At 55.0% G+C, this 25,271-nt stretch carries 23 protein-coding genes and 2 tRNA genes; 8 read left to right on the forward strand and 17 right to left on the reverse strand.

The genetic code is table 11. The annotated features are described in order from the left end of the window. Positions 1-109: 109 nt before the first annotated feature. From BBOH_RS00475 to BBOH_RS00505, 7 genes are all read right to left on the reverse strand, one after another. A complete protein-coding gene (locus BBOH_RS00475) occupies positions 110-1,504 on the reverse strand; it encodes a UTP--glucose-1-phosphate uridylyltransferase (protein ID WP_044098040.1) in 1,395 nt (464 codons plus the stop codon). 347 nt (positions 1,505-1,851) lie between these two features. Next, on the reverse strand, positions 1,852-4,059 hold the full coding sequence (locus BBOH_RS00480; protein WP_033520181.1) for an elongation factor G: 2,208 nt from the start codon (positions 4,057-4,059) through the stop codon (positions 1,852-1,854). 179 nt (positions 4,060-4,238) lie between these two features. Further along, positions 4,239-4,706, reverse strand: coding sequence for a MerR family transcriptional regulator (locus BBOH_RS00485; RefSeq protein ID WP_081930235.1), 468 nt, complete (start codon positions 4,704-4,706; stop codon positions 4,239-4,241). Between the two features lie 65 nt (positions 4,707-4,771). Then, positions 4,772-5,116, reverse strand: a complete 345-nt coding sequence (locus BBOH_RS00490; RefSeq protein ID WP_033520182.1) for a carboxymuconolactone decarboxylase family protein — start codon at positions 5,114-5,116, stop codon at positions 4,772-4,774. A gap of 43 nt (positions 5,117-5,159) precedes the next feature. Next, a complete protein-coding gene (locus tag BBOH_RS00495) occupies positions 5,160-5,570 on the reverse strand; it encodes a cupin domain-containing protein (RefSeq protein ID WP_033520183.1) in 411 nt (136 codons plus the stop codon). A gap of 103 nt (positions 5,571-5,673) precedes the next feature. Then, positions 5,674-6,537, reverse strand: a complete 864-nt coding sequence (locus BBOH_RS00500) for an aldo/keto reductase (RefSeq protein ID WP_033520184.1) — start codon at positions 6,535-6,537, stop codon at positions 5,674-5,676. A gap of 277 nt (positions 6,538-6,814) precedes the next feature. Then, on the reverse strand, positions 6,815-7,858 hold the full coding sequence (locus BBOH_RS00505) for a zinc-dependent alcohol dehydrogenase family protein (protein WP_033520185.1): 1,044 nt from the start codon (positions 7,856-7,858) through the stop codon (positions 6,815-6,817). A 153-nt stretch (positions 7,859-8,011) separates the two neighbouring features. Between BBOH_RS00505 and BBOH_RS00510 the strand changes: the two genes are divergently transcribed. After that, positions 8,012-9,031 carry an aldo/keto reductase gene (locus BBOH_RS00510; protein WP_033520186.1) on the forward strand — a complete coding sequence of 340 codons (1,020 nt, stop codon included), beginning with the start codon at positions 8,012-8,014 and terminating at the stop codon, positions 9,029-9,031. Positions 9,032-9,131: 100 nt separating this feature from the next. On the opposite strand, the gene BBOH_RS00515 is transcribed toward BBOH_RS00510, so the two are convergent. Next, entirely contained in the window at positions 9,132-9,395 is a 264-nt protein-coding gene (locus BBOH_RS00515) for a hypothetical protein (protein ID WP_033520187.1), read from the reverse strand. Between the two features lie 135 nt (positions 9,396-9,530). Between BBOH_RS00515 and BBOH_RS09060 the strand changes: the two genes are divergently transcribed. From BBOH_RS09060 to BBOH_RS00540, 4 genes are all read left to right on the forward strand, one after another. Further along, complete coding sequence (locus BBOH_RS09060) at positions 9,531-9,764, forward strand: TetR/AcrR family transcriptional regulator (RefSeq protein WP_052118089.1); 234 nt, start codon at positions 9,531-9,533, stop codon at positions 9,762-9,764. 535 nt (positions 9,765-10,299) lie between these two features. Further along, entirely contained in the window at positions 10,300-10,827 is a 528-nt protein-coding gene (locus BBOH_RS08145; protein WP_052118090.1) for a TetR/AcrR family transcriptional regulator, read from the forward strand. Between the two features lie 40 nt (positions 10,828-10,867). Then, a complete protein-coding gene (locus tag BBOH_RS00530; RefSeq protein ID WP_237743094.1) occupies positions 10,868-11,290 on the forward strand; it encodes a hypothetical protein in 423 nt (140 codons plus the stop codon). A gap of 937 nt (positions 11,291-12,227) precedes the next feature. Then, on the forward strand, positions 12,228-12,656 hold the full coding sequence (locus BBOH_RS00540; RefSeq protein ID WP_161786380.1) for a winged helix-turn-helix domain-containing protein: 429 nt from the start codon (positions 12,228-12,230) through the stop codon (positions 12,654-12,656). A 672-nt stretch (positions 12,657-13,328) separates the two neighbouring features. Here the strand turns inward: BBOH_RS00540 and BBOH_RS00545 are convergent. Both BBOH_RS00545 and BBOH_RS00550 read right to left on the reverse strand, forming a co-directional pair. Further along, positions 13,329-14,576, reverse strand: a complete 1,248-nt coding sequence (locus tag BBOH_RS00545) for an MFS transporter (protein ID WP_074428479.1) — start codon at positions 14,574-14,576, stop codon at positions 13,329-13,331. 24 nt (positions 14,577-14,600) lie between these two features. Next, positions 14,601-16,115, reverse strand: coding sequence for a carboxylesterase/lipase family protein (locus tag BBOH_RS00550; protein ID WP_033520190.1), 1,515 nt, complete (start codon positions 16,113-16,115; stop codon positions 14,601-14,603). Between the two features lie 186 nt (positions 16,116-16,301). Here BBOH_RS00550 and BBOH_RS00555 point away from each other — a divergent pair, with 186 nt between their 5' ends. After that, complete coding sequence (locus BBOH_RS00555) at positions 16,302-17,219, forward strand: MerR family transcriptional regulator (protein WP_081930237.1); 918 nt, start codon at positions 16,302-16,304, stop codon at positions 17,217-17,219. Between the two features lie 378 nt (positions 17,220-17,597). On the opposite strand, the gene BBOH_RS00560 is transcribed toward BBOH_RS00555, so the two are convergent. The 3 genes from BBOH_RS00560 to BBOH_RS00570 all read right to left on the reverse strand — a co-directional run bounded on the left by BBOH_RS00560 (position 17,598) and on the right by BBOH_RS00570 (position 20,077). Further along, a tRNA-Ala gene (locus BBOH_RS00560) sits at positions 17,598-17,670 on the reverse strand. A gap of 182 nt (positions 17,671-17,852) precedes the next feature. Continuing rightward, entirely contained in the window at positions 17,853-19,013 is a 1,161-nt protein-coding gene (locus BBOH_RS00565) for a hypothetical protein (protein WP_033520192.1), read from the reverse strand. Between the two features lie 209 nt (positions 19,014-19,222). Then, positions 19,223-20,077: a DMT family transporter gene (locus tag BBOH_RS00570; RefSeq protein WP_081930268.1), complete on the reverse strand. Its 855-nt coding sequence runs from the start codon at positions 20,075-20,077 to the stop codon at positions 19,223-19,225. A gap of 434 nt (positions 20,078-20,511) precedes the next feature. On the opposite strand from BBOH_RS00570, the gene BBOH_RS00575 reads away from it, so the two are divergent. Beyond that, the gene (locus BBOH_RS00575) at positions 20,512-20,916 is read left to right on the forward strand and encodes a pyridoxamine 5'-phosphate oxidase family protein (protein ID WP_033520193.1); all 405 of its coding nucleotides are present in this window, start codon (positions 20,512-20,514) and stop codon (positions 20,914-20,916) included. Between the two features lie 291 nt (positions 20,917-21,207). After that, entirely contained in the window at positions 21,208-21,894 is a 687-nt protein-coding gene (locus BBOH_RS00580) for an SOS response-associated peptidase (RefSeq protein WP_033520194.1), read from the forward strand. A 63-nt stretch (positions 21,895-21,957) separates the two neighbouring features. Here BBOH_RS00580 and rsfS read toward each other — a convergent pair whose 3' ends face one another. The 4 genes from rsfS to BBOH_RS00600 all read right to left on the reverse strand — a co-directional run bounded on the left by rsfS (position 21,958) and on the right by BBOH_RS00600 (position 25,198). Continuing rightward, positions 21,958-22,356: a ribosome silencing factor gene (rsfS, locus tag BBOH_RS00585; protein ID WP_033520195.1), complete on the reverse strand. Its 399-nt coding sequence runs from the start codon at positions 22,354-22,356 to the stop codon at positions 21,958-21,960. 177 nt (positions 22,357-22,533) lie between these two features. Beyond that, a complete protein-coding gene (gene glmU, locus BBOH_RS00590) occupies positions 22,534-23,922 on the reverse strand; it encodes a bifunctional UDP-N-acetylglucosamine diphosphorylase/glucosamine-1-phosphate N-acetyltransferase GlmU (RefSeq protein WP_033520196.1) in 1,389 nt (462 codons plus the stop codon). A gap of 19 nt (positions 23,923-23,941) precedes the next feature. Beyond that, positions 23,942-24,012: transfer RNA gene (locus BBOH_RS00595), tRNA-Gln, on the reverse strand. A gap of 163 nt (positions 24,013-24,175) precedes the next feature. Then, complete coding sequence (locus BBOH_RS00600) at positions 24,176-25,198, reverse strand: ribose-phosphate diphosphokinase (RefSeq protein ID WP_179855848.1); 1,023 nt, start codon at positions 25,196-25,198, stop codon at positions 24,176-24,178. Between the last annotated feature and the right edge of the window lie 73 nt (positions 25,199-25,271).

Here is a 25,271-nt window from a genome sequence, read left to right on the forward strand (position 1 = left end):
TACGCATACGCACACTTCTTCTATAATAGTGCTTTTCTTCGGCGAATTGCTGATTTTTGCAAATTTCATTCCTTTTATCTGTGTAAAACGCCATATTCGGCAGTGAATCTCAGATCCATTCGTCCGGTTCAATGCCCTGCGGCCCGACGAATTCGCCGTTCGGCACATAGCTGGGTCGACCGGTATCCTCCAGAACCGCATCACCGTAAAACACGACATCTCGTCCGAAGGTCCAGTCGCCTTGTATCGTCACCGAATTGGCGGCCGCCAGCGACGGCAATGAATACGGGAACCGTTCATCAAAGTCGTTCACGTTTTTGTAATATCGAGGATCGAGGCTGATGGCCGGGAAGATGTAGTTGCCGTCCTCGAGCTCGTACGAATCCGTCAGATGGAAACGATCGGAACGCATGATGAACAGGTCATCCGTGGTCTTGACCGGCAGGAACCTCATACGGTCGACCTTCACGCAAATCGCACCTTCGAACAACCCAATCGCGGCGCCCATCGCAGTCTCGAGCTGAACGACCTTCGGGCTTGTCGAATCCGTGGGATCAACCGTTTTGTAGTTACGGATGACGGGCAACGGCAGCAGACCTTCATACTCGTCAAGCTTCGCTTTGAGCGCATCGATACGCACCCAGATGCTGTTGGTATTGAAATACGGGTGCCGCTCGATATCCTGAGCCGCGGAGTCATCCTTCGGGTCAACCTGTGTCATCTCGCGCAGAATGAGGCGTCCGGTAGCTTTGTCACGCACGAAATGCCCGCCCTTTCGGTCCGCATATGTGCGTTGGGCGACCTCTACCATAAACGGCGCGCCGGTGTTCTCGAAATATTGCGCCAAGGTGCGCGACGGCCGTGCCCCGAGATTGTCGGAATTCGAAATGAACAGATACTTGAATCCAAGTTGTTGCAATACGTCAAGCAGGCCGGATTCGTAAATCGTGGAATAAATGTCACCGTGACCTGGCGGGCACCATTCCAGTCCGGGTTTGGACGGAAACTCGACGGGCAGACCTGTGGACAGATCGATCTTAGGCTCCTGATGCTGGATGATTTCAAGTGGCACATCGCTCTGACGGAATTTACGGTTCCTCCTGATTGCAGCCATCGTATCCTCGGAGGTGCGGAACGAGTTCATGAACGTCAGAGGCAGAGGGACGCTCAAACGCTCTCGCGTCGTGAGGACCTGGCCCAGGATGACGTCAAGGAACCGCATGTTTTTGGCTTTGTGACGACGAACCGGCAACAAGGATTTGGCCTTGTCAAGCCCCATGGATGTGCCCAAGCCTCCGTTGAGTTTCAGGAAGGCCGTCCGGCTGAAGGCTCCCACCGCCTTGTCGTGGTCAATGGTCTGATAGACGTCATGGAAACTGGGTACGTTCGTCAACGGTTCAACGTCGGTCTCGCGAATCCAGGCGTTGGCCTCCTGATTCCTCCATGCCTCGTAAAGCTTCTCGAACTGGGCAATGGAGGTCTGGCTCATGTGTTGCTCGCGCATTTTCTGTGCCGAAATCTGGAATTTCTTGTCCACCTTCGCACCTCTCCTTGTTTTCGGTCTTCACGTTGTTTGCGTTGGTCGTAGAGGCTGGACCCGTAGCATGAACGTGATCATACCGACGCTTCAAGTCCAGGTCTGCCTTAACGCATCTAAGCAAACATCATACGTGTTCATTTCAAGAATCTCAAAGCGACAGAACCGTGAAAGACCGAGAAAGCTTTATGGCAGCGTCCTCAATCGGCCCGACAACGGCGACGATGAACCAGTTATGAAACCGACGGAAACAATGGAATAGGACCACGGTCCAACCATGTTATCCTATGGATCTTCAAGAACCGCCCGAGTCGTCAGTGGCCGTTATCCGTTTTGGCTGTGACATGCGCGAAGTCCGGCACTTTGTTCCATTTGACCGTGTATCCTACGCCGTGAGCGCAGAAAACCGAATCCGGCGTGTTTTCCATATCCGTTTCGGGATCGTAGGCCATCCGGTCGATGACCGTCTGCGCATCATGGCAGGGTCTGTACCCGTCAAAAACGCAATTGAGCTGTCCTCTCCCGCGGGCGTAGGCATTGACCTCGTTTGAATAGTCGCGCATCTGCGACACCGGTGCCCGGCCTTCTATTACCGCATATTCGCCGTCATACATCGGAGTGTCGAACGTGCCGCTCATGCGCTGGATATCCGATATCGCACGACCCATCGTTTCTTGAGGCACTTCAAGACGAAAACGATACCAGGGTTCAAGCAACTGGCAGGCGCCGCGCCGCTTGAGCTCCATCAGTCCTTGTCGCACGGCTCGGTAGGTGGCTTCGCGGAAGTCGCCTCCTTCGGTGTGTTTGTCATGTCCGCGCCCCGCAATCAGCGAAATCCTCATGTCGGTGATAGGCGAGGCGGTCAGCACCCCAAGGTGTTCCTTTTCGGCCAAATGCGACAGGATCGCACGCTGCCAGTTACGATCGAGATCGTCAAGGCTGCATTTCGACCGAAAGCGCATACCACTGCCCGGCTGGCCGGGTTCAAGAAGAAGATGGACTTCGGCATAGTGACGCAACGGTTCGAAGTGACCGATCCCCTCGCCACTCGCGCTGATGGTCTCGCGATAGAGAATGCCGCCGGATCCGCAATGCACATCCATGCCGAAACGGTCGTGCAGCATCTGCACGATGACCTCCTGTTGCACTGCCCCCATCAGCTGGATCTGGATCTGTCCCAAGCGCGGCACCCAACGTACCCCCAGGTTTGGGTCCTCATCTTCCAACGTACGCAAGGCCGTGAAAATATGGTGAAGTTCCGGGGTGACCTCAGCCGCCTGCACCTCAGGAGCCAAGTGCCCCGCCCCATCCTTGATCGGCGCCGTACGGTCATGCGAGCCGGAAGGCAGGTGCGCGTCTCGAGTCCCGACGTGATCTGCAGCACTGTCGCGAGCCGTTTCAACGCTGTTTACGGCTTCAACTGACTGAAGTCGATTGTCGTCGTCGGCTCCCGGCCAGACGGTATACGTCAGAACCGGTTGAAGTACCGCCGCGTCAGCGTCATCTTCAAATCCGAGTCCCTCACCCGGGAAAGTACGGGTCAATCCGGTCACGGCGCACACTTCACCCGCCTCGACAGTGTCGATCAACTCGTATTTTGAGGCTGAATACCGGCGAATCTGGTCGATTTTTTCGCTCCAAGGCGTATCCGCGCCGGTTCGCGCATCATAAGTCCCCACCGGACTCGAGCCCTCATCGGGGTCTTCAGGTAAACGTATGTTGCTCAAAGAGTCCTTGACCGCAAGTGACCCGCCCGTCACCTTGAGCCATGTCAGGCGGTTGCCTTGATTGTCATGTGAGATCTTGTATACTCGCGCGCCGAAATCCTGCGGATATTGCCGTGCACTGGTGAAGCGTTCAAGTCCGGCCAGGAATTCGTCGACGCCCTTAAGTTTCAAGGCGGAACCCGAAAAACACGGGAAAAGCCGTCGCTCATTGACCAGGCGTCGTAGCGTCTGATCCTGAATGCGGCCGTCGTCCAGCAGCTGATTGACGGCGATGCCGGTGTCGTCGAGCAAAGCCACCTGTTCGTCACGGTCGAGTCCATCGATATTGTCTGCATCAACGCAGCCTTCAGAAAAACGGTGACGGATCAAAGAAAGCAAGGACTCTTTGTCGGCCCCGGTAACATCCATTTTGTTGATGAAGATGAACGTAGGAACGTTGTAGCGTTCGAGGATGCGCCACAACGTCTCGGTATACCCTTGTAGACCGTCATTGGCTCCGACCACCAGAATGGCGTAGTCGATCACGCGCAGCGTTCGTTCCATTTCCGCCGAAAAGTCGACATGACCCGGCGTGTCGAGTATAGTGAAAGCGACATTATCGGTCTGAAGAATCGCCTGCTTGGAAAAGATGGTGATGCCACGACGCTTTTCCATCGCGTCCGTGTCGAGAAAAGCGTCGCCGTGATCCACCCGACCGAGTTTGCGTATCTCGCCGGAACGATACAGCAACGCCTCACACAGGGTGGTCTTTCCTGCATCCACATGTGCGGCAATGCCGACCACCGCTCGTCTCATGGCTTACTCCCCCTATCGGTATTGAACGCTTCATAGCATACCGCAGTCTTCAACACATCGGGGAGCAATCCGCTCGAATGCCGGCAACGGGCCGAACTGATTGTCGCATTCATGCGCCGGCTCTGAAAGCAAGCAAGAAAAACCTGTCCCGACCCGTAAGACAAATCGGGCGCGGCCGACTATCGTCTAAGTTCGTCGATCTTATCGTGCGCCTGCCGGCCGATTCGCGCGGCTTCTTCTTCGTCGCCGGTTTTAACGGCCTGCCAGTAACGAATCTTAAGACCCACGTAGTCGGCACGAATGTCGAGTACGTGGCGCTCGCGCTCTATCCGCTGTTGCTGTTCACGCAGCAGTCCGACCTCATGATCGGCTCCATCGCCGCCTTCGTCGCGATGTTCCATGTAGTCGCGCATCTGATTCAAGGGCATGCCCGTGGCACTGAGGCACGCGGTGATCGACAGGGCCTGCAGGTCATCGTCGCTATAGCACCGGTGGCCGGAACTTGGATCCCGGGCCACGGGTGCTATGATGCCGATTTGCTCATAGTAACGCAATGTGCTTTCAGGTAGCCCGCAATAAAGCGAGGCCTCGCGGATGGAGTACCAGCGCGGGGACTGAGTTTCGGAGGTGCCACGTGAATCGGTCATATCCGTTATGGTACGGACTTGAAGTACTTGAAGTCAACTCCATATCCACCGAAGCACGGCCGGGCTTAGTCTTCCGGGACATCCGGTTTCGCGTCGTCGCCCCAGATTTCCTTGGCGCGATTGAATGCCGACCAGGCCTTAGGCCACCCCACATAGAAGGACAAGTGGGTGATTTCGGCCGCAATCTCCTCCTTCGTGATGCCGTTGCCCTTGCCGATGTTCAGATGGGCGTCGAGTTGCTCGGTGGCGCCCATGGCAATGATGGCGGCAATCGTGATCATGGAGCGATCATGCGGTGTAATGGTCTCGTCGTTCCACACCTCGCCGAAGAGGACGTCATCGTTGTAGTGCGCGAAATCAGGGGCGAACTGCCCCAGCTGCTCGCGTCCTGCGGTCTGTTTGATAGTCATGCTTTTCCCTTATCCGTCGTGCGTTTCGGCTCGTACTCGAGTTTCAGACCAACTCGCTGTAAGTCTTACTGTCAACCGGTTCTAGCCATTCGTTGCTTGAACCATTCTGAGGCACCATGACGGCCAGATGCGAGAACGGCTCGTCGGGACTGGCACCGTGCCAATGCTTGGTCTCGGGTGGGATGACCGCCACGTCGCCTGGGCGCAACTGACGAACCGGCTCACCTTCGATCTGGTAATAGCCGCGCCCACCCACCGCAATCAGAACCTGTGTGGCCTTGTGGTGGATGTGCCAATGATTGGTGCAGCCGGCTTCAAACGTCACGTTGCTGACGGCCACGGTATCCGTGCCGACCAATGGCGCCAAATAGCTCTGACCCTCAAAATATCGGGCGTAGGCATCGTTTGGCTTCCCTAGCGGGAACGGACTGGGGTTGGTGAATGTGGTGGACATCAATCTCTCTTTTCTTGACGATAGGGACACATGGTTGCGCTTTTCCCGACAACCGAGCATAAAAGGCGAACCACGTGAGGACAGGTTTTAGCATGAAACGTATTCAGCGCCCGCTGAATACGGGGAACGCGCTTGACCGACCGTAGTCGATGACTTTGGGTATTTGGTGCAGCGTGAGCATATCCGCCTCGCTGATGACGAAATCGACATCCGCGTTCGCCCTGATGTGTTCCTCGGAAGAGGCTTTCGGCAACGGCAATGTCCCGATTTGCAGGCAGTACCGGATCATCAGCTGTGCCGCTGAGACGCCGTACCGCTCCGCCATGCCGGTAATGGTCGGGTCCCCCGCCATCTCACCGTGGGCGATGGGTGAATACGCCTCGACCAGAATGTCGTGTTTCTGCGCATAGTCAAGCAGATCGAACCTCGTGTTGCCAATGTGGGTGAGTAATTGGTTGACTACCGGTTTGACGGTGCAGTGGTCGAGAATGTTGTCAAGGTCGACATCCTCGAAGTTGGAGACGCCGATTGCACGGACCTTTCCGTCTTCAACGGCCTCCTCCATTGCCTTCCAAGCCTCGAGGTTGCCTTCCAAGCAGTGGTCGCCCTCATGGAAATGGCTCCAAGGCTCGGGAGCGTGAATCAGCAACAGGTCGATATAACCGATGTCGAGTCTGGTCAACGAAGCCTCTATCGATTCTTTGGCGGATTGGTAGTCCTTATGCTCGGCCCGAACCTTGGTGCTCACGAAAACGTCCTCACGCTTGAGCCCGGAGTCGCGCACGCCTTGGCCGACCCCTCGCTCGTTCTCGTAGGCCTGGGCGGTGTCGATGTAGCGATACCCGCATGCGATCGCCGTTTCGACCGCCTGCCCCGCCTTGTCGTCATCGATCAGCCATGTACCGAAGCCGAGCTTCGGAATCGTGACGCCGTTGCTCAACGTATATGCCTCATCTAGTACCGTCATTGTCGCACCTTTCGTATCATGCCGATTCTACCGGCGGTCAGTATCAACTATAAAAACCTCAAGCACTCGAAGTCAATCGGGCTCACCGGACGACCGCCAAGGCGACTCCTACGGCACCGCTTGCAATCACCGGCGTGATACACGATTCCGATTCGCCACGCCGACCCTGCGATGAGCCCATGTGTCCGCCCGAGGAGACGAACCTTTACAAGGTCTGCCGATTCCGCATCCACAATCGCCCCAACCCATCAGTCGGGGCAAAGGCGGCATCCGGGACCTACGCTTCCGCGACAACGATCAGCGATTTGATCGCCTCGCGTTCGTCCATCGCCTCATATGCCTGCTGGATGTGATCCAGGTCGAACCGTTTGGTGAACACGCGTCCCGGTTCGATCCGGCCATCGAGCACGGCGTCGAGCAACACGTTCTTATCGTAGGTCGTCACCGAAGCAATGCCTCCGCGCAAGCCTATATTGCGCCAGAACAGTTCGGTGGTGTTCAGCTCGCTGTTCTGCGGCACGCCCACACGCCCAACGATGGATCCCGGACGACCGACCTTCAAGGCGGTGATCGTGGATTGCTCGGTTCCCACGCACTCAAGTACCGAGTCGGCTCCGGACCCTCCGGTGAGCTCCATGACACGTTCGACGGCCTGATCACCCCGTTCGGCAACGATATCGGTAGCTCCAAATTCGCACGCCATGCGCTGGCGATCGTCATGTCGGCTCATGGCGATGATCCGTTCCGCGCCGAGTGATCTCGCGGAGATGATTCCGCACAGCCCCACGGCCCCGTCGCCCATGACCACGGTGGTGTCCCCGGTCTTCACTTCCGCGCTTACGGCGGCGTGATAGCCCGTGGCCATCACATCGGAGAGGGCAAGCAGGCTGTTGAGCCGTTCATCGGAATAATCCGAAGGTTTGCCGGGAATCCTGACCAAAGACCAGTCCGCGCTTGCAAAACGAAGGTATTCGGCTTGGTACCCGGCATTGCCGCCCGGTTCCTGATTCATGCAGTTGCCGTCGAAACCGGCACGGCATGCAGCACATCTGCCGCAACCGTGGGTGAACGGAACGACGACAAAATCGCCTGGCCGCACAGCCGTGACCTCCGGGCCGACCTCCTGCACCACGCCAATCGCCTCATGACCCGCCAGCGACCCATGTTCACGCTTCGAAATCCCGCGATACCACCACAGATCCGATCCGCAGACGCACGCACGCAGGATACGGATAATCGCGTCGGTCGGTTTTTCAATCACCGGCATCGGAACTTCCGTAGTCTGCATTCGCCCGGGCTCTACAAACATGGCCGCTTTCATTCGTTTTCCTTCCGTTGACTCCACGGCGATACGCGCCGTGACCATCTACAGCGTATTGACTTCAAGCGCTCGAAGTCAATACGGTGGTCAACGGGGTCGCATCAAGACGATGCGCGCCGGCCACAAAGCAATGGCAGAAAGAAAGGCAACGACATGGAGCATTTCGAATTAGGGCAATCTGGGGTGATTATTCCGCCGATGTTCCTCGGAGGCATGTCCTTCGGCAAGCCCGACCCGGATCAGCACCTGTGGACCATTGACCAGAAGGCCACGGAACAGGTCATCAGCCGTGCCCTTGAACTGGGCGTCAACGCCATCGACACAGCGAACTGCTACGCACGAGGCACCAGCGAGGAATACATCGGACAAGCACTGAAAGACATCGGCGTGCCAAGAGACAAGGTCGTGCTGGCCAGCAAAGTGTATTTTAATGACGGTCACAGCTCGGCCGCAGCGATAAAGCGGGAAATTGAAGGAAGCCTCAGAAGGCTCGGCACCGACTATCTGGATATCTACATTTTGCACCGCTTCGATTATGATACGCCCGTCGAGGAGACCATGCAGGCCCTTGACGACCTTGTGCGCGAAGGAAAGGTCCGCGCGCTCGGAGCCAGCGAGATGTATGGATACCAGTACCACGACCTCCAGGCGGCCGCCGAAAGCAACGGCTGGACGAAGCTGTCGACCTTGCAATGCCATTACAACCTGCTCTATCGCGAGGATGAACGGGAATTGATTCCCGTGGCTCGGCAGTACGGGGCCGTGCCCACACCATACAGTCCGCTCGCGTCCGGCCATCTTGCCCGAAAGACCTGGGACTCGGACTCCAAGCGGTTCCAGACCGACAAGGTCATCCGCAACAAATACGATTCGGCAAGGGCTCAGGACCAGCCGATCATCGACAGGGTGGCGCAGGTGGCCGAGAAATACCATGAGCCGATGGCGCAGATCGCCCTCGCCTGGCAGTGGGTTCACGGGCCTTCCGCACCGATCGTGGGTTGCAGCTCCCCCGAACGCGTCGAACAGGCCGTCGCAGCCATGAATGTCCATCTTGAACAGGAGGACATCGACTACATGGAGGAAGCGTACACGGCACATGAACTGGTCGGACCGCTGGCGCGCCCGGGAGAGAAGGCGCTCGCAGGTACCACCGTGCCTCCAAAAGCCGAGTGATTGACTGAGACCTTAATCGGTTATCGGTCGGGTCCCGCCATCGGATCGTCGGCGGGGCCGGACCGTCGTCCGCCATCGAAACCGCTTAATCCGAAACGAGTCAGTGCGAATGATGACGTTTCTCGGTGGTCACCCGACGACGCGCCCGGCCTCGTTCCTGTTCCGCCTTTCTTTCGGTCTGTTCGGCTTTGAGCCGACGCTGAGCCTCTTCAACGGTTTCGTCTTCCTCGGTCAGATATCGGTCCACGAATGGCTTCTCGACATGTTCATACCCGTCCATGACGTTATCCCGTATGGCGTCGAAGCCGATATGCGCTAAGGATGCTATGCTCTTGTTGATTTTCACCAGTTTTGATTTGGCCATGTCGATGTTCCTTTCAGGTCGTTCTCGGTCAGCCCGACACCTGTCGGTATGACCGGTGTACACCGTACCGTAGGGAAAAAGCTGCAACAACCCGACGATTCAGCCAGGAATTGTCGGGTTGAGGACGGGAAGACCATGCGTACCAACGAAAATCGACGGAAACCGGAATCCGAAAACAAAATCGAACAGGCGTTCAGCGAGCTGGTGCAGGAGCATGACATCGACCGCATCTCCGTGACGATGATCTGCAAACGCGCAAACGTCAACCGCAGCACTTTCTATGCCGGCTACCTCGACATTCGTGACCTGATGGACAACATCGAGGAAAAGATGACCGCGATTTCCAAACCATCTACGCCGATGAACTGACCCGTAAATACAATTCGAACGATTTCTCGAAGCTCTTTTGCAACATCAGAGACCATCAGTCGTTTTATCGGGCGTACTTCAGGCTTGGGCTTGATCTGAAGTTCAACCCTCAAGTCAGGGATCGGCGACTTGCCGAAAAATACTACGGTTCAAAGAACATCGAGTACCACTCGGCCTTTTTCCGCGCAGGAATCACGGCTATCTTCAGAATGTGGCTGGGCAACGACTGCGACCTGACGCCCGAAGAGCTGTTCGAGGTTCTGAAGGATGAATACAAGCCCAAACCGTGATGCCACCGCTACGAACGATCTTGTCAAAGCGCCGTACCTAACCGGTACGGCCTCGGCTTTGTGAGTCAACCGCATGTCCGTTTGGCTCAACTGCTGCGCAACGGGGTTCCAGCCATCGGAGGAGGTCACCTGGCTTCGTTTGCCGTTTGATATCCATATTCCTCGTTTTCTGATGCCATGCCGACGAGAGGAACTCAACACGCTAGTTCTTGACCGATTGTTCAAATACTGTTAGACTGTCTTTCATGGCAAGACCCAGAAGCTTCGACGAACATGACGTTATCGAGCAATGCAGCGCCGTTTTCTGCACGCACGGTTACGAAGCGACCTCCATCGACGACCTGACGGCGGCCACCGGGCTCAAACGGGGAAGCCTGTATCAGGCATTCGGCAGCAAGCACGGTCTGTTCGTGGCCGCGCTTGGCCAATCCCTGGAGGAGGAGGAAGCCGCCTGCAAACCCGATTCGGCGTTGTCTGACAGCCAATCGAGGATCAAACAGTTCGACGGGCGGCCTGAACGGCTCGCACCAAACGCCGAGGAGCGGCGACCTGCACCGACCTTGAACCGGAGGCATGGTCGGCCTTCCGTCCAAGACCTCACATTGATCGCGATCGCGTGCCTTGAACTGGCCCCCAATGATCGGAAGGTGCGGGGCATGCTCATCGACTGGGTTTCGAAGCTGAACACGGAACGGCAATCCACATTACCCGAGGCACTGGGACGGTGTCTGCTCGACCGAAGCCATATTCACGTCGGGCAACCGGACGAATGAAGACGGACAAAACCACAAGGACACAGCAAAGGATGCAATCATGAGTGAAGTAAACCTCGCCGACGATAACGCCCTGGACGCAAGCGAGAACACCCCAAAGGGCAAGGCCAGCAATACCGTGACCTTGGCTGACGAAACGCTGCATGTCACAGTCAACGGCCTCGATAAGGTCTGGTCGTTCACCAGCGGCCTTGAAATACCGTTGGCCCATGTAATGGGCGCGACGATCGACCGGGGAATCCTTGACGACCTGCATGGATCGTTCCGCTCCCCGGGACTGGCAACGTCCGGTAAAAAGACCGGCACATTCAGGCTCGCGGACGGCGATGTCGAATTCTGGAACATCAAACAGCCCGAACAACCGTTGGTCATCCAACTACACGACGAGAAATACGACCGCCTGGTTCTTGGTGTCGCCGACCCCCGAGCGGTCACCGACGCCATCAACGCCGCGATCGGGTAGGCACACGAAACGGCAAAGCGGGCGCATCTGGTTCCCTCGCCGCGCACACAGGGAATCGGAAAGTCCCGTCAATGCTCATTACGAACCCGTAGACGGCACCGGTTTGCGACGGCCTTACCGGTTCGGACCGTTCAGGACGAAGCAAATGGTTCGGGTCGCGTCTACATTCGCAAGTTTCGACATGACGACTATTCCAGTTCGGTGCCCTCCCGACGACCCGCTTCGTGAATTCGCCTTATCGGTGCACAGAACACCACCAGAATGGCGCAGACCACAAGGGTAGCCATCAAAACGGCCACAAGGCCCCGGGACAGGAAGCCCGCAGCCGCGTCGACGATGATCAGTGTGGTCCTGTCATGTCTATCGACGTATGTCCCCCCCCCGAACACATTCGTTACCTGCTGGGCGATTAAGGAGAATGTGCCGAGCCAGCCCGCCGTCGATGTTGAATTGAAGACGGAATACCCGACCAGCGATATCGCCAACGATCCGAGTGCCGCACCTGTAGCTGAAGCGGTATCGGCCGTAAACCACGAACGGTATGGTTCAAGCCGTCAAAAGCCTTTTCGAGTCCATCTCCGTGCCTCGATTCCACAGTTGACGCATTCGTCGTTGCCTCTGACGGCAATTAAACGCCACTTTCGACGCCACCGCTGCCGCACACGTCCCCAAAGCCAACGGGTATCGTGATCCGCCTGCTTCCTGACCTCGCGCCTTAGCGCAGTGAGGTCTTCGGATCGACGCACACGTTTCTCTATACCATCGACGAATTGTTTGCGCAAGATTCTTGTACAAACAATTCGCTGTGAGACAACTTCCATCATAAAGGAGCACTGGACGCATCGGAAAACTTCGGGCGACCAGAGAACATCCCAAAAGGAAGTCGGGGGACTCATCCGACTCGGACATGCTCAAGGCGATATCGAACCCCGTCGGAATGAGAATCCTGGGCGCTTTGAAAGTGAACGACCCACAAACCGTCGGATCGATCAGCAAACAGCTCGACTTGCCCCCTCCCCCTGGCCCAATCAGCTATCATCTGCAACAACTGCCGATGATGAGGCTGGTCGAAAAGATGCATCCGACTGATGTTGACAAAAGAGAAAGTTGGTGGAGGGCCTACCAGCCGGCAACGCACATCGATGAAGATACGTCAGAGACGCCAGAAGAACGGTTTGACGAAGGAGATTTGTTCCGGCGCTCGGCCGCACTCCCGTATGAGCAGGCTTATGAACGCTACCTTGACAACATGGAGGCAGTGGCCGAAGAATGGGTGGAGGCCGGCACGAGCTCCGACCACATCCTACGGTTGACGGCGTCTCAGACGCGTCAAACGGGGTCGGACATCAACAACATGATCGAATGATGGCTGGCAAAAAGCGACGCGCATCCGGAGAATCGTGAAAACACCAAGGAGATAGCCCTTATCGTGCAAGCGTTTCAGTGGATACCGTGACCTACCCCCACCTTCGATCATCCAGCGTATGACAACAGCTCGCTGTTCTCGCGACGGCTCCTCTGTTGGTTTATGCCACAGACTTATTTCGGTCGTCGAACGGATATAGTATGCCTTGCTTGACCTCTGCCATGAACAATGCCCGTCGTGCTTGCCTTCGAAGTGCCGCAATATGAACGATTCGGACTGATCATCAGGTTGCCTTCCGTCCGGCACAACGTGTCCACCGGATGATCGTTCCCGAATTTGCCCATCCCCCTCCGCAACGGTCGCCCCCACGCCCATTCGGTGCCGTCGATCTCTACGTTTCAGATTTGGATATGAGCCTTGGCGGCGTGGTCACCATCGACGGCACTGGCGGACCCCTCCGACGACTCTACAATCAACCCCCTGCAAATCAGGATCCAGCATCAGAAAAGGATATGCAAGCTACACGCTCCAACATCCAAAAGCCCACATTTCGACGATTAACCCACAAGCGAGAAACACTGAAAGGATCCGTTGAAACCAACGGATCCTTTCAGATGGAAATGTGGGTTGTGGTTTATGAACTTGAATCAGCCCACATTATTACAGGTCGATTCACGCCGGAAGCTGTTCCTCTGCCGCAATTTCCTGAGCAATCTTGCCACCAGGACCAAGTTCAGGCAAAGCAATCACGAACGCTGCCGAGAGTAGGAAGATGACGCTTTCAATGGCGAGGTTCAGGATAAGGTTTGACCCGCAAAGCTTGGAAACGCATACCGGAATCACGAATGCGCACAGCAAACCAACAGCGGTGACCAGACCACCGGCACTGCCAGCATACTTACCACGAATCTCAGGCAACGCGTAGGGCATAGCCTGCACTATCGGTCCGTTCATGGCACCGAACGTACCCGAAATCATCATGATAATCACCAAAACAGGGATAGCGGGCACTACGTGCATTTTCAGGACGACAGCCCAGAAAAAGACCATGAGTGCAGCGCCCACCGCAATGGTGAATACCAGATACCATTTCCACGTGCGCAATCTGGAGCTGATTTGAGGACCGATCACCGAGCCGATGATGGATCCAAACGCGGCAGCGGAAGCCACCAAGCCAGCCTGGGTCACATCGAAATGTATAAGGCTTCGTAACGTTTGCGGGATGAATCCCGCGAACGAGGTAGAGGCAGCCATTGAGAAGCCATAGCAAAAGGCAATGAGCCACACATTCTTCGACTTGGCGGCGACGCCAAAATACTTGACCGGAGACTCTCCGGACGATGGAGGCATCGGAATCCCGTCAGGCATATCCTTGATAAGCACCAGCCAAATGATGGTGAATACAGACAAAATGATGGCTGAGCTCAGGTACGAAACGAACACACTCATACGAGGCGCCACCATTTGAGCCAGAATTACACCTACACCAGCAGCTCCGAAGAAGAAGCCCATGGCAACCTGCGTTTTTTCTCCAAACCATACGCTCAGAATTTTAATCAAGTTGGCATTCAACGCGGCAATGCCAGCACCAAGCAGGAACATCGAGACCGCCTGCATTGGGAAATTCAAGAAGAATGTACGCAGGAACGCGCCGATGACCGCAACGATCAGGCAAGCGAAGACGACACGCTTCGGCCCCATTTTGTCACCGAGGGTACCCATGGGGATGCTTAGGAACACTGCTGTGAGCATGGGCATCATTAGCAATGTCGAGAAACCTGCCGGGTCAATTTTCAATAGAGGCGTCAAGGAAATCGCCATAGCAGAAATCTGATACTGCATATAATTCGACAACACACCGATAAGGCATACAATTACCAAAATAACCCAACGATATGTAGGAGTTTGTTTCTTGTCCATAATCGTTCTTTTCTCTTAATTGCACTAATCTTCGAGCAAGCACTCTTCGAATGCAGAGCGCAACAGTCCGTCATTTTTATCATTGATGTTCTGCTCACATGACCATGAATTCTCATCCATAACCATAGTATTGCGGTGATTGGTGTCGTAGGGATCCCAATGCGGATTTGAAGGGGTGCTTGGATCTCCAGTGCGCGCGAAGGACGCCCACGCATCCTGCATCGAATCGGCGAGTCGTTGAGGAGGAACCTCACCGGTCAGACCTTTATTGACACCAGGCACGTCACGGTTATCGAAAACGAACGGCAACTCAAGCGCATGACAGGAATGCATGCCAGGAACCTTGGACTCATAAGCAAAGAGATAATGATAAACCTTGTTGTACGCAGACTGATATTGCGCGATGAGGTCAGAGCCCACGCGGAAACCAATCTGGTTGGTATACTCGAGGTACCTCTCGCCGGGATCCTGATCCGGGTAAGCATTGGTCCATGCGGTCTCGTACTTTTTGTTGTCCAGCTTGCCGTCAAAGTGGATGACCGCCTGATGATGCCAGAAATCAGGCATTTGGGTAGCCAGATCCCAGTAAAGTCCCCAGTATGCGAACTCGTCGTTGTTGGTGCCGATCATCAGTTCGATGTCCTTTGCCGCACCGTCCTTCAAAGCCTGCAACGGCTTCTTCGGGAGCACACGACCATCGCAGGTAGGCGCGTATAGCAGGGATACATCATGCTCATGGTTGTGGAAGAACTTGTCGCAGAGGACTTCCTGAACGATTCCGACGGGCACGGCCGCAAGTTCCTGCGCATTCCTGCAATCAAGCAGTTCCATGACCTCTTTGGCATACGGCGCACTGGTTTCTGGCGTGTTGTACAACTGGATCGGGCCAGATTCACATATAGCCTTGTTGAACAACCCCTTGGCTCCCTGCGCCACGCACAGCAGCATCACGGATCCGCCTCCACAGGATTCACCAAACAACGTAACATTACCGGGGTCTCCACCGAAAGCCGCAATGTTCTCATGGACCCACTTTAAAGCGGCGATCTGATCCTGGATACCGCAGGTACTGGCATCCGGAAATTCCTCGCCACCTGGCAACGATCCAAGATTAAGGAATCCGAACGCATTGAGTCGATAGTTTAAATTGACCAAAATCACGCCGGTGCGACGAGCAAATTGCGCACCATTAATCTCGGGATCAGCAATGCCGCCTTCCATGTAGGAACCACCGTGAATAAACACCATAACAGGCAAATCCGTCCTACCTTCAGGATTCCTGACCCAAACGTTGAGGTTAAGGCAATCCTCGCTAAGCTCCCTGCACGAATCAATCATGACCGGATCGACCTTCTGCATCGGGGCCTTGCCGAACTCAGTGCAGTCGATTTCACGATCACTCGGGTCTAAAGGCTGCGGCGCCTTCCAACGCAAGGAACCGACCGGCGGCTTGGCGAACGGAACACCTAGATATGCATCGACATCGCCGTCCAACACTTTACCAACGAGTACACCAGTTTTGGTAGTAACTTTTGGCATCATTATTCCTTTCCCTGAGAAGAATATGGGCACATCACAATGCCCTATTCTCAAATCCGTTTCAGGGTATACCCTTGAGTCACAAGAGGGTCAAACTTCAAATAAAAGAAAATAATTCGACAAAGAGGTCCAGATTTTACTATTTTTGTAGGGCGTCAGGCGGATTTTGGACAATCAAGCAATAGAATGGCTTTTTATAACCCTAGTGTGGGTCAAGGAACAACAAAGGCGGAATCATCCATGCATGTCAAACATCTTATCGATGACGGAAAATCTATCAAAGAAACCGCTGAAACATACGGCATCAGCATCGATACTCTGTATTATTACGAGAAACTTGGACTAGTGGTGCCGCATAGAAATCCCTATAATTCTTACAGAGTCTATACTTCCGAAAATTTTTTCAGACTCAATGTTATTCTGGAACTACGTGCGATGGGTCTGAGTTTAGAAGATATTCAGGAATATCTGAGACATCACGATTTCCAATCAACATTAAATTTGATGGACAAGGCTTTGAAATCAATCAGGGAACAACGCGATAAACTGGTCCAACAGGAACGGGACATCACAGAGGAACTCAAGCGCGACCTTACCGCACTTTCGAAAGCTCAATCTTCAAAGACGACCTTTGTCCGATTTCCCGATCGACCGTGCGAGCTTGCCTCCACCGACTTGCTGTTCTACGAGGATATCCCTTACGCCTTCGCTCAATATATGACCACCAACAAGCACGAACGTCTGAAAACGCTCAGAAGCATACCCACATATTTAGTTGACACCACGCAAACGGTCAATGGGTGTTTCCCGGCCAAAGCGATCATGCTCTACACCGGCGAGAAGAACCCAGAAGTACCGTATATCATCAAAGAAGGCTTGTACGCATGCCGTACCTTCGAAGGACCGTTCCTTGAATCCGTAAACATTTATGAGAAGATGAAGGAAGAGATTGCTGAACTCGGTTATCGGATTTGTGGTGACCCAATCGAGATGTGTCTCATCGGGGCATACGAATCAGACATTCTAGAGGAGCATGTCTCTCACATCGAGGTGCCGGTTGAACCAACAGAGATCTCGGATAACCATGGTCTGGTAGCAAAGTGACAGTCGAGCATCCATAAGCTTATATTGTACAAGAAGTTTGGCGCGATCATGGAAGTATCAACTAGGTCGCCCCTGAAAGTAACGACGGAAACTTTCACGCCCTACTGCGCCCAAAGCGACACCAGCTCGCCACTCCCGTTCTTGCGCCCCTTATACTCCCGAACGCTGAACGCATGGCTTTTCTCCTCGGCATGACACACCGACCCTCCCGGTCAGGCGTGGAACCTAAGTTGCGACCTAAGTATACGCCAACCTGACCTATTGTGAGTCAACGTGAGACGATGACGTTGGAATGGAAACCGTACCCTAACCCTTGAAAACACTGGTGAATCAGCATGAAAAAAAGGCTTCCGAGGAAATCCTCGAAAGCCTTAACCGTGGAGCTAGGGAGATTCGAACTCCCGACCCCCTCCATGCCATGGAGATGCGCTACCAGCTGCGCCATAGCCCCGGTCTTGTTTAGTTATTGGCTCCTTGCGAAGCCTTATATAGGATACAACAGAATCCCACGATTGCCAAACCGGCGTGTCGAAGACCGATTCAAAAGAGCAAAAAGCCCGTCGCACTAGACGTTTCCAATGCTCCGGGCCTTTCTGTGATATGTGTCCGATGAAGTTGTTGCGACGTTTGCCTTTATTTGTTCACCTTGGTTGAACCAGTGCCGACGGTACCCGAGTTCTGCGGAGTCGAACCATTGGATGGCGCATCCGAACCGTTCGAACCAGAGCCGGTGCCCGATGAATCAGCCGTGCCGTCGTTTCCTGAAGTGCTCCCTGATCCGTTACCGGTACTATTGCCGTTGTTGTCGGAGCCAGCGCTTTCACCAGTGGTGCCTGAAGTGGAGCCAGAGTTAGGAGTAGACCCTGAACCCGAACCGGACGTGCCGGTTCCAGAAGAGCCTGAACCCGATTCACCGGAAGTGGGAGCAGGCACCTTGCCCGAATCGTTCAAACCATTACCGCTGTTTGTGTTGCCACCGTTGCCGTATCGATTACCCGAATTACCTGGCTGACTTGGGGCATCGGTATCGGTATTGAGTTTCTGCTGTCGTCCTCCGCCCGTCTGCGAATTGTTCACGACATTGCGCACCACATCATCAGTACCGTTGCCGTGGGTCACCAAGGTGATGACGCCCGCGGTGATGGCCACGGCGACCAGTGCGCTGACGATCGAAATGATGACCATGGTGCGTTTGGCGCGTTTGGGGTCGTTCATGTCACGAACGGCCCTGTTCCCAGCCTGGCCTTTAATGGATCGGGAGCCATTGCCGTCACGACGCATTTCCTTGGTCGTCTCGGAACCTATTGCTTTAGCGCCCTGCATCACGGACGGCATGATGCTTGTGCTTGAATCTGACGTATTGTCGCCATTGCTGAGATCGGCGTTCTTATATATAGTGGTCGCAACGGGATCCTGCGGTTTGCCTGCTCCATTACGCGCCAACTCAGCCAAGGAGGCAGTGCCCTCCACGGCGTCACCAAGTCCCTGCATTGTTATCGTGCGATTTGGGCTCCCCCCATGAATTTCGCCTGTCCCAGGTTCCGTCGCCTCGACGGTTGAATCCTTGTTGTCGTCACCGCCGTCGAACGGCGCGGCGGCCTGAAGTTTGCGTCCGGATTCGCGGAGAAGGTTCTGATATATCTGCGATGCGACGGCGGATACGATCGAACCTACTGCCACGCCGATCACCGAACCGGCTATGCCGATTTTGGCAGACAGCAGAAACGAGGTGACCGCCGCCAGTGCACCCGCCATGATCTGCGAAAAAGAAATACCTTTAAAAAAATTCTTCACGCTTCCAAACTAATGCCATGACTTCAAGAAAGTCTGAATGTCAACCAAAATTTATCAGAACGCTCACTTTAATGCGCAGTGGGCGAACATGCGTGATTCAATGACCTGATGCACGTCGGTCATCGTATGGCATTTCGCGACGATCGGGCATCTTCCCAGGCACATGGACTCCGGTCTCCTGACCAGTATGATGGCAGTCCCGTTTCAGGTCAGCCCGCCATCCGGGGCTTATAAAGAATCGTCAGCAGCACCGCCGCGAAGATGAGCGCAAAACCAGCCAAGGTCGTCGGGACGATGCACTCATGCCAAAAAACGGTGGCAAACAGTTCTGAAAACAAGCTTTCGGTGCACATGACGACGGAGGCCGACGAAGCCGAAACGTGCGCCAGTCCGATGTTCTGCATAATCTGCGCCAAAGTCGTGGCTCCAAGGAAGAGGTACAGGAAGCTAACAACGACCTTAGGATCAAGCCATGCGGCACTTGGTGCGGGCTCCGCAATAAGGGCACCAGAAAGAAAACAGCAGCAGGCTACGGCGAATTGTACGAATGTGACGGCGATGGGATTGAACCGTGTCGAGTAAATGCCCAGATAGGTCAGATTGAACGAAAACACCGCGGCGCACGCCAGGGTCAGGAAATCCCCGGCGCTTAATGTCATGGTCAGACCGCCAGGTTTGAGGGCCACGAAGCCCACGCCGACCAGACAGACGAATCCCGCGGCCACATTGGTAATGCTTGGACGGCGACGGTTCGTGTACCACGCGACAAAAGGCGTGAGCACGCAATAGACCGCGGTCAGGAATGCGCTTCTACCCGGGTCTATGGTTCTGAGTCCATAGGTTTGCAAGGCCATCGTACCGTAGTAAGTAAGCCCTGTTACCAGCGCCGGAACAAGGATGCGACGATTGAGGGCGGGAATGATGACACGGTGGAACAAGACCAGCATGACCAAACATGCTCCGCCGGTTCGCATCGTCATGAGCCATTGAGGACTGATGGCACTCATCGCCACCTTGGAGACCATATAGCTGCCGCCCCACAACGCAGCGCAGCACAACAACATAAGTCTCGCGAGATTTGGCGGAAAGTTCCGTGACAAACGGCTGCGTAAACCAGAAAAACCGTCACGCTCGCGAAAATCGGAACCTCCATCGACATACTGGGACGAATCGTCTTCAGCGTTCGGTTCGACAGGCAGGTGTGTTGCCGCTTGGTACCGCATCGTATGCCTTTCCCCAGCGTATGACTGGATCTGTTCTTCTCATTGCAAATTTAATTCATCGCAGAGCGAAGACACGCCCAAAACGGTATGGAATCCACATACCGGCAAACGTCATGGTCGTTCCATGCTGGCTGTTGGGAAAGCAAGGAAATGTATTTCAGATTACGCATCGGTGAGCCAGTTCACAGCCTTTTACCGATGAGGTGCGGCAAAAGCAGGTACGATGGAAGCAAGTGGCGGATATGCCATATTGAAAGCAATGAAAGGACGACGTCATGACCACGTTAACCCCGGAGATGAAGGAATTCATCAGCAACAACCTCGCTTGGATCGCGACCTCCAGCAAGGATGGGCAACTCGACCTTGGCCCGAAGATGTCGATGTTCGTGCTGGACGATAATCACCTCGCCTATCACGAACGCACCGCAGGTCAGCACTACCGCAACCTTGAGGACGGCAGTGACCTGGTGATCTGCTTTGCCAACCTTGAAAGCAAGAAGGGCTACCGTTTCCGCGGCAATGTGACCTTGCATTCCGATGACGCCATCTATGATGAGCAGGTGAAGGTGGCAGAGCAGAACGGCACCAAGAAGCCCGCAGTCATCCCCGTTCTTGAGATCACGGAGATTCAGGATCTTTCGGCGGGCCCCAACGCCGGGAAGACCATTTCCAAGGACTGAAATCCAAATCCCTTGGGTTCGATAACCATGAACCCAAGGTGGTGAACCGAGTAATGCTTACTGCACAAGGGTCTCCGCATGCAATATGCGGAGGGCCTTCTTCACAGAGCCTTAATATCGTTCCATGTCTCAACGACACCCTTTAAGTCTCCGATATTCTCATGATATGCTAGACAGATAGCAGTAGATTGCCTAGGTTATTAGTTATATTGTGATACAATTTATATTATCAGATACGTTTCTATCTGACGGCTGCGGCCTGGGCTGACTCAGGAAGGCAGGAATACGCCCGTGTGCAGAGATTTCGCAATGGAGCTCGATTGGGAAGCCGTCGGAACCGGGTTCGCGATCAAGGACATTGACCTGGACAATCTGCCCATTCCGACATTCAGTGTCGTCCCCCACCAGACAATAGGCGTGATCGCGCAAGGACGAGACGGCAACCGTCATCTGACCGGAGGCCATTGGTCATTTGTGCCGCGTTGGTCTCCTACCATGAAACTGCGATTCACCACTTACAACGCCCGAATGGAAGCGGCTCCGCATACCCCGACGTACATGGAGGCCACCCATTCGGCCAGGGCAATCATCCCCGCATCAGGATATTTTGAGTTCAATCGTCGTACGCCATTCTATTTCCACGATGCAACCGGTGCACCGCTTTCAATGGCCGGTCTCTACTCGTGGTGGCGCGGCTCTTCTGCCGCACCGTGGACGTTGACCGCAACGATACTGACCTGCTACGCCATTGAGGGACCGGCCACCGTTCATAATCGCATGCCTCTGCTGGTACCGGACGACATGGTGGATGATTGGCTGGATCCTTTCAAGGACGGTGCCCCGCAGTTGAGAGCGATTTATGAGGGCGGCAAGCAGTTGTCGTCTGCCTTGGATTTTTATGAGGTCGCACCACTGAAAGGCACCGGTCCGAAGCTAATCGAACCGGTGCATCATCAGCAGCCGTTAAGCCTTTTTTAACGCTTTGCGCCTATATTTACAAGGGCGCCGTCCTCACTCCGGTGCTTTCACAGCTAATCGCCGTCAGTGTTCTTCCGCCATGTCATCGGCTACATGCGGCAGGAGTTGAAGGTCGATCGACGGGCAGTCCTTCCACAGACGTTCGAGCTCGTAGTATCGGCGGTCATCCTCATGCATCACATTGATGACAAAGTCACCGTAGTCAAGCAACACCCAACGTGCATCGTCAAGTCCTTCTCGCCCTAGCGGCTTGAGGCGTTCTCCTTTGGTGGCCAAATCCTTCTCGATTTCCTCGGCGACTGCCAGAACCTGTCGTTCGCTGGATGCCGAGGCGATGAACATGGCATCGGTGATGCCCATAGCCATCGAAACGTCAAATGCGAGTATGTCCTCTGCTTTGATGCGGTCTGCGGCCTGTGCGGCCAGTTTGAGGCCGTCGACGGAACTTTGCAATGCTGTCATATGTTGTGACCTTGTGACGAAATGCGGCAGAGAGCCATACAAAGACCCTCATGTTTACTTTGTACTCGTGTTTATCCGTAACTATGGTATCAGGCAGAGCGAACGAAAACGCTCCGAATGCCGGACAGATGAGTGTCGGAAACGGATGCCGAAGCCCATCAGCCGTCGGACGAGACGCTACCGTTCCCACTCAGGCTTCCAGCCCTGAACGACATGCTGGGCGTTCTCCGAGTACACCATCGAATCGTCGGGAACCTCATGCCGAATGACCGATCCGGCTCCGGTGGTCACTCCGTCACCGATTTCGACCGGTGCGACAAACAGATTTCCTGCGCCTACATGCACATTCGAACCTATATGCGTACGGTTCTTGTGCACACCGTCATAATTCGCGGTAATGGTTCCACCACCGATATTGGAATTCTCGCCGAGTTCAGCATCGCCCATGTAGCTTAGGTGCGGAACCTTGGTGCCGTCGCCGATATGTGCTTTCTTCATCTCCACAAAGGCACCGGCCTTGCTTCCCTCGCCCAACTCGTTTCCGGCGCGGAGATACGTCCAAGGACCAATGGTCGCATTCGGCCCGATATGCGATTCCTGCACGCAGCTTCGCTCCACCGTGGCCCCGGAATCAACACGTGCATCGATCAGGGTCGTGTATGGGCCCACTACGGCACCTTCCGCGACGACGCTGTGGCCTCGAAGGAACGAACCCGGCAACACGGTCACATCGCCGGCAAGCTCCACATCATCATCGATCCAAGTGCTGGAAGGATCGAGGATCGTCACTCCTTGGCGCATCCAATGTTCGCAGATCCTAAGATTGTGCGCACGGCTCAGCGCCGCGAGCTGCACGCGATCATTGACGCCTTCCACGCTCAAAGCGTCCGGTGCGGTAAACGCTCCCACCTTGCCCGAATGACGTGCCGTTTCAAGTGCGTCGGTCAGATAGAACTCGCTTTGGGCGTTCTTGGAGTTCAACCCCTCAATGGCCTGGGCAAGCAACGCAGCATCGAATACATAGACGGAAGTGTTGACTTCATGCACCGCCAGTTCACTGCTATTGGCGTCACGCTGCTCCACGATTCGCAGGACGTCGCCGTTGCTGTCGCGGATGATACGGCCATAGCCGGTCGGGTCGCCAAGACGCGTGGTCAGCACGGTAGCACCATCACCACTGGCGATATGGAAATCAATCAACGCCTTCAGCGTGTCCGTGTCCAGCAAAGGCATATCACTGGCTACAATCAGCACCAACCCTTGCATGGCACCCTCACACGCCTGGCCGAGCTGTTTCATCGCACATTGCACTGCGCGTCCAGTGCCGGGAATCTCATCCTGCACCACAATCATGGAATCGTCGTCATATTCCTTGGCGGCCTGCGCTACACGATCTGCCTGATAACGAACAACGACGGCCAAGGTCTCCGGGTCGAGTCCTTTCACAGACGTCATCACCCGTTCAAGAAAGGTCTTACCCGCGAATTCATGCAATACCTTTGGTTTCGTTGAACGCATTCTCGTCCCCTCGCCAGCCGCGAGGACGATTGCCGCTGAAAGAGCCATAATACCTACTCCTATCCGGTTCCTCCACCTGGACTCGAACCAAGACTAAGGGTTCCAAAGACCCGTGTGCTGCCATTACACCATGGAGGAGTGGATTCGTTGCCGAATCACAAGTGACTATTATGCCGGTGTGCCCTGACAAGGCGACACACAGTGAAAACAGCCCAAAAAATCAAGTCATGCGTCGACGACGGACGTTTCCGAACCGCAGACGACGCATGATATCAACAAGTTGGAATTATACGATACACGTTCAGGCGAACAGGAAGCCCTGGCCGTGATGAACGGGGTAGTTGTCGAAAAGCTCGGCAACCGAACCGTCCTCGAACACGGCCTTGATGGCGCTTGCAAGCAACGGGGCAATCGACAATACGGTCAGACCGTCCCAACGCTTCGATTCGTCGATCGGCACGGTATCGGTCAACACGACCTCACGGGCGCCGCAGTTCTTCAGCCTTTCGACGGCGGGGTCGGACAGCACGCCATGCGTGGCTACGATGGTCACGGACTTCGCACCCGCCTTTTTCAGCACCTCACAAGCCCCGGCGATGGTGCCACCAGTGTCGATCAAGTCGTCCACAAGCACGCAATCCTTGCCTTCGACATCACCGACCACACGATTGGCCACCGCATGATTCGGGGTGGTGATGTCGCGGGTCTTATGCACGAAGGCCAGTGGACCGCCGCCCAGACGCTGGGCCCACTGCTCAGCCACGCGGATGCGCCCTGCGTCAGGAGAGACGACCGCCACGTTGGAGAACTCACCTTGGAAACGGTCACGGATGTAATCGACCAGCACCGGCATGGCAATCAAATGATCGACCGGACCGTCGAAGAACCCTTGCGTCTGGGCGGCGTGCAAATCGACACTCATGACACGGTCCGCGCCCGCAGACCTAAGCAAATCAAACACCAGACGACAGGAAATGGGTTCACGGCCCAAATGCTTTTTATCCTGACGTGAATAACCGAGCAACGGACACACGGCACTGATTGACCGAGCGGAAGCGCGCTTGAGCGCGTCGATCATGATCAGCTGTTCCATGATGGCCTTGTTGACGTCCCCAGCGTGACTTTGCAGAACGAAGACATCCGCGCCTCGCACCGATTCGGTGTAACGCACGTACATCTCGCCGTTGGCAAAATCGTAGGCCGTGGTCTTAAGTACTTCGATTCCAAGCTGACTGGCGACATTGTCAGCTAGCTGCGGGTAGGATCTACCCGAAACAAGTATCAGATTCTTATTTGGTTTGCCTTCGAAAATAGCGCCCACAATGTCTCCCAACATTCGCTGCCGTGAATCACGTTCCATACTAGCTAACTACACAGACTGAGTGGCCTGCACCACC

The organism is Bifidobacterium bohemicum DSM 22767 (assembly GCF_000741525.1).
Lineage (GTDB): Bacteria > Actinomycetota > Actinomycetes > Actinomycetales > Bifidobacteriaceae > Bifidobacterium > Bifidobacterium bohemicum.

Coding starts and splice junctions, on each gene's coding strand:
- BBOH_RS00475 (WP_044098040.1), bottom strand. CDS start 1,504: ATGCGCGAGCAACACATGAGCCAGACCTCCATTGCCCAGTTCGAGAAG.
- BBOH_RS00480 (WP_033520181.1), bottom strand. CDS start 4,059: ATGAGACGAGCGGTGGTCGGCATTGCCGCACATGTGGATGCAGGAAAG.
- BBOH_RS00485 (WP_081930235.1), bottom strand. CDS start 4,706: ATGACCGATTCACGTGGCACCTCCGAAACTCAGTCCCCGCGCTGGTAC.
- BBOH_RS00490 (WP_033520182.1), bottom strand. CDS start 5,116: ATGACTATCAAACAGACCGCAGGACGCGAGCAGCTGGGGCAGTTCGCC.
- BBOH_RS00495 (WP_033520183.1), bottom strand. CDS start 5,570: ATGTCCACCACATTCACCAACCCCAGTCCGTTCCCGCTAGGGAAGCCA.
- BBOH_RS00500 (WP_033520184.1), bottom strand. CDS start 6,537: ATGACGGTACTAGATGAGGCATATACGTTGAGCAACGGCGTCACGATT.
- BBOH_RS00505 (WP_033520185.1), bottom strand. CDS start 7,858: ATGAAAGCGGCCATGTTTGTAGAGCCCGGGCGAATGCAGACTACGGAA.
- BBOH_RS00510 (WP_033520186.1), top strand. CDS start 8,012: ATGGAGCATTTCGAATTAGGGCAATCTGGGGTGATTATTCCGCCGATG.
- BBOH_RS00515 (WP_033520187.1), bottom strand. CDS start 9,395: ATGGCCAAATCAAAACTGGTGAAAATCAACAAGAGCATAGCATCCTTA.
- BBOH_RS09060 (WP_052118089.1), top strand. CDS start 9,531: ATGCGTACCAACGAAAATCGACGGAAACCGGAATCCGAAAACAAAATC.
- BBOH_RS08145 (WP_052118090.1), top strand. CDS start 10,300: ATGGCAAGACCCAGAAGCTTCGACGAACATGACGTTATCGAGCAATGC.
- BBOH_RS00530 (WP_237743094.1), top strand. CDS start 10,868: ATGAGTGAAGTAAACCTCGCCGACGATAACGCCCTGGACGCAAGCGAG.
- BBOH_RS00540 (WP_161786380.1), top strand. CDS start 12,228: ATGAGAATCCTGGGCGCTTTGAAAGTGAACGACCCACAAACCGTCGGA.
- BBOH_RS00545 (WP_074428479.1), bottom strand. CDS start 14,576: ATGGACAAGAAACAAACTCCTACATATCGTTGGGTTATTTTGGTAATT.
- BBOH_RS00550 (WP_033520190.1), bottom strand. CDS start 16,115: ATGCCAAAAGTTACTACCAAAACTGGTGTACTCGTTGGTAAAGTGTTG.
- BBOH_RS00555 (WP_081930237.1), top strand. CDS start 16,302: ATGGCTTTTTATAACCCTAGTGTGGGTCAAGGAACAACAAAGGCGGAA.
- BBOH_RS00570 (WP_081930268.1), bottom strand. CDS start 20,077: ATGTTGTTGTGCTGCGCTGCGTTGTGGGGCGGCAGCTATATGGTCTCC.
- BBOH_RS00575 (WP_033520193.1), top strand. CDS start 20,512: ATGACCACGTTAACCCCGGAGATGAAGGAATTCATCAGCAACAACCTC.
- rsfS (WP_033520195.1), bottom strand. CDS start 22,356: ATGACAGCATTGCAAAGTTCCGTCGACGGCCTCAAACTGGCCGCACAG.
- glmU (WP_033520196.1), bottom strand. CDS start 23,922: ATGGCTCTTTCAGCGGCAATCGTCCTCGCGGCTGGCGAGGGGACGAGA.